The sequence below is a fragment of the Curvibacter sp. CHRR-16 genome, from assembly GCF_018474005.1.
Lineage (GTDB): Bacteria > Pseudomonadota > Gammaproteobacteria > Burkholderiales > Burkholderiaceae_C > Allorhodoferax.
The window spans coordinates 204288-216972 of the sequence record NZ_JAHCSH010000006.1 but is presented as its reverse complement, the minus strand read 5'-3'; the positions used below and the strand labels follow the sequence as shown (position 1 = coordinate 216972).

Genomic DNA, 12685 nt, shown 5'->3' with positions numbered 1-12685 from the left:
CGTGTAATCCAACGTTTACCAGTGTCCCATTGGTTGGCTACAACCTAGTCAGGGCACTGGCTGAGAGGGAGGATTTGGACATTACTTTGGTAAGTCACGTGCGCAATGAGGCTGCTTTGCGTGCGGATCCTATTGCGGGCATGGTGACGCTTTGTTGCATCGACAACGAGGCGTTGGCCAGGCCTTTGCACAAGCTGAGCAAATTGCTGCGCAGTGACGGCTTGTCCTGGACAATCGGTACGGCCTTGGGTTGGCCAAGTTATATGTTGTTTGAGTACAAGGTGTACCAGCAGTTCAAGCAGGCGTTGACGGCGGACGAGTTTGACGTGGTGCACCGTGTCACCCCCCTGAGTCCAACCATGGGCAGCCCCTTGGCCAAGTGGATCAAAACACCCATGGTGCTGGGGCCCATCAATGGGGGCTTACCTTGGCCTAAAGATTACCCTGAACTGCGTGCACAGGAAAAAGAGTGGCTGGTACCTCTGCGCAAGGCATACCGACTGTTGCCGTATTTCCGCTCCACGTACAAACACCTGAAGGCAGTCATTGCGGGTAGTAAACACACTGCCACAGAAATCCCAGCTGTATTTCGTGGTCAAACTTGGCATATGCCAGAAAACGGAATTGATCCGGCCAAGTTCACGTTGGGCCGGGTGTGGCAGGCGCCGAGTGGGCGTTTTCGCTTTATTACGGTGGGGCGTTTGGTTCCTTACAAAGGGGTGGATTTGGTGCTGGAAGCCATGGCAGGCTCAGACTTGCTCAGACAAGCCGAGCTGCTGGTAGTGGGGGATGGCCCCCAGCGTCAGGCGCTGGAAAAGCTCGCCCAACAGCGCGGGCTAGGGGATGCAGTACGCTTTGCAGGCTGGGTGCAGCAGACAGATTTGGCAGCAGAAATGCAGCAGGCCCATGCATTGGCCTTTCCAAGCTTGCGTGAATTTGGTGGCGGTGTGGTGCTGGAAGCCATGGCATCGGGTTTGCCCTGCGTCATAGTGGACTACGGTGGGCCTGCAGAACTGGTAGATGAACAGTGCGGCATATTGGTCAATATGGCTCCACGGGAAGTGCTGATTGCCAATGTGCGCAAAGCCATGGAGGCCATGGTGCAAAACCATGCTATGTGCGCAGCCATGAGTTTGGCGGCTATTGCCAAAGTCCGTGCAAACTACCTGTGGTCAGTCAAGGCTGGCAAGGTTGTTGATATATATCGAACCGTGCTAGCGGGAAAGAATTACAACAAATAGCAAAAGTCTTGGGCAAAACAGTCGATAGAGGTGACAAGGCGGCGTAGCATTTGTTCCCGCTGTCTATTATGAGAAGCACCATGTTTTCGACCACAGCGCATTTTTTGCGTGTCATTCTGATAGCCCATGTCGTGCTCTTGATGTCCTGTGGTGGAGCTGCGGGCGGGGATGGGGGGGGAGGCAGTACCTCCGTTACCAATAATTTGGTATTGAATGCGACCCGTCTAACGGGCGTAGCACCTTTGGCGATTAGTTTTGACACCATTGGAACTACATCCACAGCCACTAGTCGCCCGTTTCATGAAGTGCAATACACATGGGATTTTGGGGATACCGGGGCAGGGACATGGACATATGGTGCCAAAGCGGGTTCGAGTAAAAACGTAGCCTACGGGCCGGTGACTGCGCATGTATTTGAAACTGCAGGCACCTACACGGTGAAGGTCATTTCATATGATGGCTTTACAACCATGACCAAGACGGTCAGTGTGGTTGTAACGGATCCTGACACGGTTTTTTCTGGAAAAACTTTATGTGTATCCAGCACTAGCACACCCACCGCTAATACTGGTGGTTGTCCAAGTGGAGCTGCAGTACAGCTGGTGACCAGTTGGAGTGATTTGACCAATCTGTCAAATACATATAAAAGAATTTTGCTCAAAAGAGGTGATAGTTGGACTACGACTTCTTCTTTTGTTCCCAAAGCAGGGCCTGGTTTGTTAACTGCTTACGGGACTGGTGCTAATCCTGTTGTTAATATGAATGACAGTGGCGGAGCAGTTTATATTCCATCGTCAATTGCAGATTGGCGAATTGTTGATGTGGATTTTTCTGCAACTGCATCTAAGGCAAGTCCTGACACAGCCGCTGCTGAGGCTGCTAGTGTTTTTATTTCTGGTGGTTCTAATACGTTGATTTTGCGATCAGATATATCGAAGTTGCGAAATAATATTTGGGTTAATGGATCTTCTTCTGGTGTTTATATTTTTGATTCTATAATCCGCGATCCGTGGGATAATAGTTTGGGTGGGCCAATACCTGTTTATATGGAGGATCCTCGGTATTTGGCATTCGTGGGAAATAGTGTATACGGTGGAACGCAAGATCATGCTGTGCGACTCCAGGGTGTTATTAATTCTGTAATATCCAATAACACCATAGTGAGTGCGCAGGCGAGAGGACATGCGCTAACAATTAGAGGATCTCATTCAGGGTTGACAAGTACCGAGCTTAACAATGGCACATGGAATGGCGTATGGACAGAAAATGTGGTTGTTTCAGATAATATTTTGAATGGTTATCCCAACTCATCAACATCTCAGAGCCCAGGGTTGTCGTTGGTGGTGACCAATACCAATTCGGGCGAACGGTTGCGCAATATTGTTGCTGAGCGAAATTTAATAAAATCCTATAATTATTCTGCTACTTATTCTGCGGTTGCTAATAATTTCACTTTTAGAAATAATATTGTGGTTTCGGTTGGTGGAATGTTTGGAATGATTGTGGAGAGTAAGAATTCAAATTACACGCCGGCCCCTAGTTCCTCTTTTTTGTATAATAATACATTTTATAAATCGGATGGATCAAGTTATGTAAATGGATATACGGCTATTGGGATATCAAAGAGTTCTATTTATGGGCAGGCAACAGGCACTGTTATGAAAAATAATATTGCCTATGCTCCTGGGAATACTAAAAATGGTTATACCCAAGATCCACGGGCCACGTTTATGGGGCCGTCAACTGTAAGCTCTGCGGATTATGTTTTAATTAATAATTCAACCGACTTGCAAGTCAACTCTAGCAAGCCATGGAGTTCCTCATCTCCATCTGCCGCAGTTGACTTTACGCCTGCAGTGAGCACGTATGCGTTGAGCTCGGGTGTCTCTGTTCCTGTCTGGAATGATTTCTTGTTGAAGCCCTTAACTCCAAGCTCTACTCGGAGTATGGGGGCAATTCTTAATTAGCGTTTGTTTGGTTTGCTTAATATAAGTTTTGCCAAACCAAGCCCATCACGCCAATACCTCTTCCAAAGCTGTGGCTCTTCTTTAATTCGCCACAACCACTCCAATCCGGTGCGCTGCATCCAGCGCGGCGCTCGGGATACATTGCCCGCGACAAAATTCACCACGGCGCCTAAGTGGCTGATGACGGGGGCCGAGAGTTGATTTTTGTTGCGCATGATCCATGCTTGGCCTTTGGCTGCGCCGAGAGACACCACGACAAAGTCTGGATTACAAGCGTTGATGGCTGCAATCGTTTCAGGTTTGCTCATGTCTTCTACGGAACCAAACCCGGGTGAGGCCCAACCAACGCACTGCATGGAGCTGCTGGTGCTGTTAATAACTTGTGCCGCGCGCTCAGCAACCCCATCGGGGCCTCCAAAAAAGTAAACCCGCAGCGCAGTGCAGCCTGTGGGGACAGGCCCAGTGCGCAGTGCTGCAAATAGGTCGGAGCCTGCAACGCGTTCGGTAATGGGGAGTTTGAGTTTGCGCGCTAGCCAAACGATGGGCATGCCATCTGCCAAGCTTAAATCGCTGGCAAGTACGGAGGCCCTGAATGCTTCGTCTTGTTGGCTGGCAATCAGAAAGTTGAGGTTTGGCGTGGATATGAAAAGTGGTTGCCGATTTGATATGGCTTTCCATACCGTGCTGACAGCTTGATCCAAGGTGATGGCATCGAAAGGCAGCCCATAGATGTAATGGAGCTTACGCTGCTGGGGGGTCATTGCCAAATTGCTCCCTGCTGGGGTCTGTGTGGAAAACAGTAACATTATCGTTTTAAGGGAAGATCGCTGGCATGCCAATAATGGATGCACGGGATGAAAATATATGACTACAGATGCAAAAGACATAACACCCTCTGGGGGGGGCGGTTGGTTGCCAAGCGGAAGCGATCCATGGACTTTGGGTTTCTTGGCTCTAGCGCTGGTATTGATGTATGCCCAAAGCTACTGGAATTTGGCCCACACCATTTGGGTTACTGATGAGCAGGGGCATGGCCCCATCATTTTTGTAGTCAGTGTGTGGCTGTTTTTTCGTGCTCGGCATGCTGTAGCTGCTCTGCCCAAAGCACCCCAAATCGGTTGGGGTAGTGCAGTGCTTGCTCTGAGTCTGTTGGCTTACATCATAGGCAAATCACAGTCGTTCTTGATGCTCGAGGTCGGCTCACAAGTGGGTGTGGTGCTGGCTTTTATTTTGCTTTTCTGGGGGGCGCGGGTTCTGCGCTTGGTGTGGTTCCCACTGTTCTTCTTGGTGTTCATGACACCTTACCCTGAAGCATTGGTGGCTATTGTTACTGCGCCGTTGAAAATGGCCGTTTCTATTGTGGCGTCGGATTTGCTGTACCAAATCGGCTATCCGGTGAGTCGTGTTGGTGTCATTTTGAATGTGGGGCCGTACCAATTGCTCGTGGCAGATGCGTGTGCGGGCTTGAACTCTATGTTTACTTTAGAGGCGCTGGGCTTGCTGTACATGAATCTCATGCAATACAAATCGGTCAAACGCAATGTGCTGCTGGCTATTTCCGTGATACCAATAGCATTTGCTGCCAATGTGGTGCGTGTCATGATTTTGGTGCTCGTTACATACCACATGGGCAATGAAGCTGGGCAGGGCTTCATTCATGGCTTCGCTGGCATGTTGCTATTTGCAGTGGGCTTGGTGCTCGTCTTGGGTACTGACTACGTTTTGGGTTTGTTTTTTCGGGAGAAAGCAGTATGAGCCCCACTCGTAGACGCGCTGTTGCTGTGTTGTTGTCAGCGGTGACTGCATCAGCAGTGGCTCACTACATGACACCAAGTAAACACATGGCCGATGTGTTGGGTAAACCAGATTTGGAAAAGATTTTTCCTGCTGCATTTGCCGATTGGACTGTGGATCCGTTTGCTCGCATTGTGCAGCCTTCGCCTGAAACGCAGGCATTGCTCAACAGCATTTATAACCAAACGCTGACGCGCACTTATATCAATAGCAATGGTCGGCGCATCATGTTGTCTGTCGCCTATGGGGGGGATCAGTCTGATGCAACTCGGGCTCACATGCCAGAGGTGTGTTACCCAGCGCAGGGGTTCCAAATATTGAGTAATTTCACCGGTCAGTTGGTATTGAGTGATCGAGCTGTGCCTACGCGGTATCTGATGGCCAAACAAGGCAACCGCAATGAACCCATTACTTATTGGATGGTGGTTGGTGATCGAGCAACTGTCTCACGCTTAGATCAAAAGATTGCCCAATTCGAATTGGGCCTCCAAGGTTTGATTCCTGATGGCATGTTGGTGCGGGTTTCCAGCATAGATGCTGATATGAAGCGTGGGCATGATTTGCAGGCAGCGTTTTTAAAAGACCTTGCCGATGCCCTACCAACGGAGTTTCGCAATCGGGTGCTTGGGCGGGGGATATAAAACCAGATACATCAAGGAGACACTACATGCTGGGTTTGATGCAACACTATCCTCTTTTGGTTTCGTCGTTGTTGGAATTTGCCAGAACCCAGCATAGAGACACCCCCATCATTTCGCGGCGTGTCGAAGGGGATATCCACCGCAGCGACTACAGCCAAGTGGCCAACAGGGCGTGCCAAGCGGCCCATGCCTTGGATGCGTGGAATATTCCTGCTGGAAGCCGTGTCGCCACCTTGGCGTGGAATGGCTACCGCCACTTCGAGCTGTATTACGGTGTCAGCGGCTCTGGCCGTGTGCTCCATACCATCAACCCCCGCCTGCACCCAGAGCAAATGGCATGGATTTGCAACCACGCCGAGGATGAGGTGCTGTGCTTTGATCTGAGTTTCCTGCCCTTGGTGCAAGCCCTGCAGAGCAAAGTGCCCAGCATTCGGCACTATGTGGCTTTGTGTGATGCAGACAAACTGCCTGTAGACAGCGGTATCCCCAATCTGGTGAGCTATGAGCAGTGGATTGCCGGACATCCTACTGTTTATGCATGGCCGCAATTGGATGAGAACACTGCCTCCAGCCTTTGCTACACCAGCGGCACTACGGGCAACCCCAAAGGCGTTCTGTACAGCCACCGTTCGTCCGTATTGCATGCCATGGCCATTGCGATGCCCGATGCCATGGGGCTGGGTGCCCAACAGGTGGTGCTGGCCGTTGTACCTATGTTCCACGTCAATGCATGGGGCTTGCCGTATGCCGCAGCGCTCACAGGTTTTACGTTGGTTTTCCCGGGCGCTGCCTTGGATGGCAAATCTGTCTACGAACTGATGGAGGCGGAGCAAGTCACCATGGCGGCTGGTGTGCCCACAGTGTGGCAAATGCTGCTGGGATACGTGCAAAGTCAAGGGTTGCGCTTCAATACTCTGCGCTCCACCGTCGTGGGCGGCTCTGCATGCCCACCAGCCATGCTGCGCACCTTTGCCCAAGACTACGGTGTGGATGTACGCCACGCTTGGGGAATGACTGAGACATCCCCTGTGGGTACCGTCAATACCTTGAAGCGCAAACACATGGGGTTGGATGTGCAAGCACAACATGCCTTGCGCATCAAACAAGGGCGTGGCGTGTTTGGTGTGGACATCGAAATAGTTGATGGACATGGCCAGCCACTGCCGCATGACGGCAAGACGCCAGGTGACTTGTTAGTTCGAGGGGCGTGGGTTATGAAGGACTATTACCGCAGCGACAACCCTTCGCCTTTGCAAGATGGTTGGTTCCCCAGTGGCGACGTGGCCACCATCGATGCCGATGGCTATTTGCAAATTACCGACCGCAGCAAAGACGTCATCAAATCGGGTGGGGAATGGATTAGTTCCATCGATGTGGAGAACATTGCCATGGCCCACCCTGCAGTGGCCATGGCTGCCTGCATTGGGGTGCCCCACCCCAAGTGGGACGAGCGTCCCATTGTTGTGGTGGTCAAAAAGCCCGGCATGGCCTTGGAGACCGCCGACTTGTTGGCCTTTTACCAAGGCAAGATGAGTAAGTGGCAGATCCCAGACGATGTGGTGTTTGTGGACAGCATTCCACTGGGCGGCACAGGAAAAATGCAGAAAAACAAACTGCGAGACGTGCTCAAGGATTACCAATTACCCTCTGCGCAAACGGTTTGAAACCAACTCCTGCAAGCAGCAGCCGAGGCTGCATACAATGCTTGCATGGCCAGTCGAAAACCTATTCCTCCCAGTCACACACCGGGGCCGTCGGACGATGAAGCCTTGGTGCTTGATCGCCTTACGCTGCGTACCCAACCTCCGCCGATGCACCAAGTCGTCATGCTCAACGACGACTACACCCCCATGGAGTTCGTCGTTGCTGTGCTGCAAGAACTTTTTGGCAAGGATTTGGAAGCAGCGACACAAATCATGCTCAAAATTCATACCGAGGGTCGCGGGGTTTGCGGTATTTATCCAAAAGATATTGCCCAAACCAAAACAGAACTGGTGCTGCGAGCAGCACACCGTGACGGGCATCCGCTGCAGTGCATTTGTGAACCAGCCCCGGGCTGAACAAGGTGTTGTTGAAATCAGGCAACGACGCCCCCAAATGCCGCTACATTAGAGTTTCAGAGCAAGGCGAAAAGGAGTTCATATGATTGCCCAAGAGCTTGAAGTCAGCCTCCACATGGCGTTTGTGGAAGCCCGGCAGCAGCGACATGAATTCATCACGGTAGAGCACTTGCTCCTTGCGCTGCTGGATAATCCCAGCGCCCAAGCCGTATTGGTTGCTTGTGCTGCCAATATCGATGATTTGCGCAAATCGCTATCCACTTTCATTAAAGACAACACCCCGCAGGTTGGCGGCACTGAAGAAGTGGATACCCAACCGACTTTGGGTTTTCAGCGCGTGATACAGCGCGCCATCATGCACGTGCAGAGCACTGGCAGTGGCAAAAAAGAGGTGACCGGTGCCAACGTGCTGGTGGCAATCTTTGGCGAGAAAGACTCCCACGCCGTTTATTACTTGCACCAACAGGGGGTTACCCGCTTGGATGTGGTGAACTTTATTGCCCACGGCATCAAGAAGACCGACCAGCAAGAGCCCCCCAAAGCGCCAGAGAGCAACCAAGAGAGCGAAGAGGCTGGTGCTGAACGCAACGAAAAAGCCTCGCCGCTGGATCTGTACACCCAAAACCTCAATCAGTCGGCCAAAGAAGGCCGCATAGATCCCCTCATTGGCCGTGAGTTCGAGGTGGATCGTGTGGTGCAAATCCTGTGCCGCCGCCGCAAGAACAACCCGTTGTTGGTGGGCGAAGCCGGCGTAGGAAAAACTGCGATTGCTGAGGGTTTGGCATGGCGCATCACCCAAGGCAGCGTGCCTGAAGTGCTGCAAGAAGCCACGGTTTACGCCTTGGATATGGGCGCTTTGCTGGCCGGAACCAAATACCGTGGTGATTTTGAGCAACGCCTCAAAGCAGTGCTCAAAGCCTTGAAGGAAAAGCCCCATGCGGTTCTGTTTATCGATGAAATCCACACCCTGATCGGTGCGGGCGCTGCATCGGGCGGCACCTTGGATGCGTCGAATTTGCTCAAGCCTGCGCTCTCCAGTGGTCAACTGCGCTGCATCGGCGCTACCACTTTCACCGAATACCGTGGCATTTTTGAAAAAGATGCTGCGCTGTCCCGCCGCTTCCAAAAGGTCGATGTGGTCGAGCCCACGGTGGACCAAACCGTGGAAATCTTGAAGGGCCTGAAGTCCCGCTTCGAAGAGCACCACAACGTCAAATACGCCTTGGGCGCTTTGCAGGCGGCGGCCGAACTCAGTGCCAAATTCATCAACGATCGCCATTTGCCTGACAAGGCGATTGATGTGATCGATGAAGCCGGAGCTGCTCAGCGCATCTTGCCAGCCAGCAAGCGCAAAAAGACCATCAGCAAGGCTGAGGTGGAAGAGATCGTGGCCAAGATTGCTCGCATTCCCCCTGCCAATGTGTCCAGCGACGACCGCGGCAAGCTCAAAACCTTGGAGCGCGACCTTAAGAGTGTGGTGTTCGGTCAAGACGCGGCATTGGACATGCTGGCCGCTGCCGTCAAGATGGCACGTTCTGGTTTGGGCAAGACCGACAAACCCATTGGCGCTTTCTTGTTCAGTGGTCCCACTGGTGTGGGCAAGACAGAGGCGGCCAAGCAGTTGGCCTACATCATGGGTATTGACCTCGTGCGCTTTGACATGAGCGAGTACATGGAGCGCCATGCCGTGAGTCGCCTGATAGGCGCGCCTCCCGGCTACGTGGGCTTTGATCAAGGTGGTTTGCTCACCGAAGCCGTCACCAAGAAGCCGCATTGCGTGCTGCTGTTGGACGAGATGGAGAAGGCACACCCTGATGTCTTCAACGTCCTACTGCAGGTCATGGACCATGGCACGCTGACCGACAACAACGGGCGCAAGGCTGACTTCCGCAACGTCATCATCATCATGACGACCAATGCGGGTGCTGAGACCATGACCAAGGCGACCATCGGTTTTACCAATCCACGCCAGGCAGGCGACGAAATGGGCGATATCAAGCGCACCTTCACGCCGGAGTTCCGCAACCGCTTGGATGCCATTGTGAACTTCAAGCCATTGGACGAAGTTGTCATCTTGCGTGTGGTGGACAAGTTCTTGCTGCAACTGGAAAACCAGTTGGGTGAGAAGAAAGTGGAAGTCACCTTCACGGACAAACTGCGCAAGCATTTGGCCAAAAAGGGCTTTGATCCCCTCATGGGTGCGCGTCCCATGCAGCGCCTGATCCAAGACACTATCCGTCGCTCTTTGGCTGACGAGTTGCTGTTTGGTCGTTTGGTCGATGGTGGTCGTCTTACTGTGGACTTGGAAGAGCCCGAAGGTGCGGAAGCCAAAGTGCAGCTGGATATCCAACCGTTGCCCAAGAAAGAGGGTAAATCGAAAACTGAAGAGGCTGCAGCCAGTTAAACAGTATGTCGGTATCGGTATTTAAGCGCCGCTTTGGGGCGGCGCTCTTTTTTTGTGTCGTGGTTTTAGCCGGGTGTTCCACAGCACCATCGGCTGACAAAATTGCCAACTCTTCCACGGTTTCTGCTATTCCTGCACAACCCATTGTGCGCACACCACCCAAAGTGGGTTTAGCTTTGGGGGGCGGTGCGGCCCGTGGTTTTGCCCACGTCGGGGTAATTCAAGTGTTGGAAGAAAACGGGATTACCCCCAATTTGGTTGCGGGCACTTCGGCGGGCAGTTTGGTAGCCGCTTTGTATGCCAGCGGCAAAACTGGTCGGCAGTTGCAACAGGTTGCAGAAGGCATGGATGAGTCCACGATTGCCGACTGGACTTTGCCCCTGTTTAACCGTGGTTTGCTCCGCGGGGAGGCGTTGGCCAAGTTTGTAAACAACCAAGTAGGCAACAAACTCATGGAGGAAATGCCTGTTCCATTGGGCATCTTGGCTACAGATTTGTCGACAGGCAATGAAGTGCTCTTTCGCCGCGGGGATACTGGCACAGCGGTGCGTGCTTCTAGCTCGGTGCCAGGTGTTTTTCAGCCAGTGAAAATTGCCGGGCACGACTACGTGGATGGTGGCTTAGTGGCCCCTGTGCCGGTGAGTGCCGCACGCAAAATGGGAGCGGATTTGGTCATTGCGGTCGATATTTCGAGCCCACCGGAAGGTGCCCCCACCAATGGAACACTGGAAGTGCTGTTGCAGACCTTCACCATCATGGGCAAAAGCATCAACCAGTTTGAATTGCAAAAAGCCGATGTGGTCGTGCGCCCCGTACTCACAGGCATTGGAAGCTCTGATTTCACTGCGCGCAAGCGCTCTATCGAAGCAGGGCGTCAAGCCATGCTCAAGGCCTTACCCGAATTGCGAGCGGCCATCGATGCCAAAACCAAGTGAGCGGCATAGTGACGGATAAAAAAAAGCCTCGTTTTGCAACGAGGCTTTGAAAGGATCCCTGAACCACTGATGGTGTCGAAAGGACCCGAGGAGACAACTGAAAAATCGGTACTTACTGGGTCTTATTATCTCAGGGTTTTCCCTCGTCGACTAGTGAAAGTTTGGAAAAAAACCTTAACTCTCACTAACCTGTCTGATTAACGCTTACGAGTTGTCGCTGCTTTGGTTGTTTGTGTGGCAGTGCTGCTCACCGCATTGAAATTGGCTTCGGCCATTTCAGTGGCTTGCTTGATCACTTTTTGCACAGACTCCAATGCATTGTTGGTGGCTGCAACGGAACTCTTCAAAATAGCTACAGCAGTTTCTGTGCCAGCGGGCGCGTTCTTGGATGTGCTGTCTACGAAGTTGGCAAACTTTTGCTGGGCTTCAGCTGTTTGGCTTTCGGCCACTTTGGAAAACTCAGCTTGGGTGGTGCTGGCAATGTCGTACAGGTGGCGGCTGTAAGCAGCGGCTTTTTCTGCCAAGGGCTGCAACAAGCTCGATTGCAAGGCCAACAGTTCTTGCGCGTCTTTCACGCTCAGCAGGGTTTGGGTGTGTCCCGCGACTTCGTTCAGTGCGGTTTTGGAGGTAGCCAGATTCAACTCAACTACCTTCTCAACGCTTTCAAACGCTTTGTTGGTCAGGCCAAACAGGGTTTCCAGATTAGCTTTGTGGGCTGCCATGATTTGCTCTACTGTCAACATGATGAATCCTCCAGGGTTGGGTGGTTTGTGCTGCACTGCAGCATGGAGCGAATTATGTTCCCGTATTTTTTCTGCTGCAAGTGATTTTTGTGCAGTGCAGCAAATTTAGTCCGTTTACCCTAAAAAGCCTATTTTGCTGGCGCTGGCACAATGCCAAACCAGTGAGCATCACAGTGAATACAACCAGTGGGATATCCATGAGCACCGTAGAGCAAGCCATTGAGAGCAGACAGTCCATCCGTGCCTTTTTGCCGCAGCCAGTAGCGCGGCAAGACATTGCAGATATCTTGGCCTTGGCCAGCAGAGCACCTTCTGGCACCAATTGCCAGCCGTGGAAGGTGTATGTATTGCAGGGGGGCAGTCGTGATCAGTTGGTGGACAAAGTGTGCGCAGCGCACGATGCCGTGCGGGCCAACCCCGACTTGGCTGAGCAGTACAAAGAGGAATACGACTACTACCCCAAAGAGTGGGTGAGTCCTTACATAGACCGCCGCCGTGAAAACGGCTGGAGCCTGTACGGACTCTTGGGCATTGGCAAGGGCGACAAAGACAAGATGCACGCCCAGCACCAGCGCAATTTCCGTTTTTTCGATGCCCCCGTGGGCCTCATGTTCACGGTGGATCGCATCATGGGCAGGGGCTCGCTGGTGGACTATGGCATGTTCATGCAAAACATCATGCTGGCAGCCCGTGGCAAGGGGCTGCATACCTGTGCACAGGCGGCATGGAATGGCTTTTCCAGCATCGTGTTGCCCCATATTGGCGCCAGCGATAAGGAGATGCTGGTGTGCGGCATGGCACTGGGTTATGCCGACCCCGACGCATTGGTCAACACCTTCCATACCCCACGCGAACCCGTGGCCCAATTCACCCAGTGGTTGGACTAAGTCCTGCCGTTTG

At 52.5% G+C, this 12685-nt stretch carries 11 protein-coding genes; 9 read left to right on the top strand and 2 right to left on the bottom strand.

Annotated elements, in window-relative coordinates; all coding sequences use genetic code 11:
• Window positions 1-74: 74 nt before the first annotated feature.
• Together KIK84_RS14420 and KIK84_RS14415 are read left to right on the top strand one after the other, a co-directional pair.
• A complete protein-coding gene (locus KIK84_RS14420; protein WP_214123794.1) occupies window positions 75-1241 on the top strand; it encodes a glycosyltransferase family 4 protein in 1167 nt (388 codons plus the stop codon).
• A gap of 80 nt (window positions 1242-1321) precedes the next feature.
• Window positions 1322-3208, top strand: coding sequence for a PKD domain-containing protein (locus tag KIK84_RS14415; RefSeq protein WP_214123793.1), 1887 nt, complete (start codon window positions 1322-1324; stop codon window positions 3206-3208).
• Here KIK84_RS14415 and KIK84_RS14410 read toward each other — a convergent pair.
• Complete coding sequence (locus KIK84_RS14410) at window positions 3205-4095, bottom strand: WecB/TagA/CpsF family glycosyltransferase (protein WP_250207990.1); 891 nt, start codon at window positions 4093-4095, stop codon at window positions 3205-3207. The genes KIK84_RS14415 and KIK84_RS14410 overlap by 4 nt on opposite strands.
• Between KIK84_RS14410 and xrtB the strand changes: the two genes are divergently transcribed.
• The 6 genes from xrtB to KIK84_RS14380 all read left to right on the top strand — a co-directional run bounded on the left by xrtB (window position 4073) and on the right by KIK84_RS14380 (window position 11042).
• Window positions 4073-4963: an exosortase B gene (gene xrtB, locus KIK84_RS14405; RefSeq protein WP_214123792.1), complete on the top strand. Its 891-nt coding sequence runs from the start codon at window positions 4073-4075 to the stop codon at window positions 4961-4963. The two genes, KIK84_RS14410 and xrtB, sit on opposite strands and share 23 nt — an antisense overlap.
• Window positions 4960-5643 (top strand): exosortase-associated protein EpsI, B-type, encoded by a 684-nt coding sequence (gene epsI, locus KIK84_RS14400; RefSeq protein WP_214123791.1) that lies wholly within the window; start codon window positions 4960-4962, stop codon window positions 5641-5643. The genes xrtB and epsI overlap by 4 nt, the downstream gene beginning before the upstream one ends.
• Window positions 5644-5669: 26 nt before the next feature.
• Window positions 5670-7307, top strand: a complete 1638-nt coding sequence (locus KIK84_RS14395) for a 3-(methylthio)propionyl-CoA ligase (protein ID WP_214123790.1) — start codon at window positions 5670-5672, stop codon at window positions 7305-7307.
• Between the two features lie 45 nt (window positions 7308-7352).
• Window positions 7353-7703, top strand: a complete 351-nt coding sequence (gene clpS / locus KIK84_RS14390; RefSeq protein ID WP_214123789.1) for an ATP-dependent Clp protease adapter ClpS — start codon at window positions 7353-7355, stop codon at window positions 7701-7703.
• An 82-nt stretch (window positions 7704-7785) separates the two neighbouring features.
• A complete protein-coding gene (gene clpA, locus KIK84_RS14385; RefSeq protein WP_214123788.1) occupies window positions 7786-10107 on the top strand; it encodes an ATP-dependent Clp protease ATP-binding subunit ClpA in 2322 nt (773 codons plus the stop codon).
• Between the two features lie 5 nt (window positions 10108-10112).
• Window positions 10113-11042, top strand: coding sequence for a patatin-like phospholipase family protein (locus KIK84_RS14380; protein ID WP_214123787.1), 930 nt, complete (start codon window positions 10113-10115; stop codon window positions 11040-11042).
• Between the two features lie 197 nt (window positions 11043-11239).
• Here the strand turns inward: KIK84_RS14380 and KIK84_RS14375 are convergent, their stop codons facing one another.
• Window positions 11240-11788, bottom strand: a complete 549-nt coding sequence (locus tag KIK84_RS14375) for a phasin family protein (protein WP_214123890.1) — start codon at window positions 11786-11788, stop codon at window positions 11240-11242.
• Window positions 11789-11982: 194 nt separating this feature from the next.
• Between KIK84_RS14375 and KIK84_RS14370 the strand changes: the two genes are divergently transcribed.
• The gene (locus tag KIK84_RS14370) at window positions 11983-12672 is read left to right on the top strand and encodes a nitroreductase (RefSeq protein WP_214123786.1); all 690 of its coding nucleotides are present in this window, start codon (window positions 11983-11985) and stop codon (window positions 12670-12672) included.
• Window positions 12673-12685: the final 13 nt, after the last annotated feature.

Bases quoted from the DNA above. Each gene is read 5' to 3' on its own strand.
- KIK84_RS14370 (WP_214123786.1), top strand. From the start codon at position 11,983: ATGAGCACCGTAGAGCAAGCCATTGAGAGCAGACAGTCCATCCGTGCC.
- clpA (WP_214123788.1), top strand. From the start codon at position 7,786: ATGATTGCCCAAGAGCTTGAAGTCAGCCTCCACATGGCGTTTGTGGAA.
- xrtB (WP_214123792.1), top strand. From the start codon at position 4,073: ATGACTACAGATGCAAAAGACATAACACCCTCTGGGGGGGGCGGTTGG.
- epsI (WP_214123791.1), top strand. From the start codon at position 4,960: ATGAGCCCCACTCGTAGACGCGCTGTTGCTGTGTTGTTGTCAGCGGTG.
- KIK84_RS14395 (WP_214123790.1), top strand. From the start codon at position 5,670: ATGCTGGGTTTGATGCAACACTATCCTCTTTTGGTTTCGTCGTTGTTG.
- clpS (WP_214123789.1), top strand. From the start codon at position 7,353: ATGGCCAGTCGAAAACCTATTCCTCCCAGTCACACACCGGGGCCGTCG.
- KIK84_RS14415 (WP_214123793.1), top strand. From the start codon at position 1,322: ATGTTTTCGACCACAGCGCATTTTTTGCGTGTCATTCTGATAGCCCAT.
- KIK84_RS14410 (WP_250207990.1), bottom strand. From the start codon at position 4,095: ATGTCTTTTGCATCTGTAGTCATATATTTTCATCCCGTGCATCCATTA.
- KIK84_RS14380 (WP_214123787.1), top strand. From the start codon at position 10,113: ATGTCGGTATCGGTATTTAAGCGCCGCTTTGGGGCGGCGCTCTTTTTT.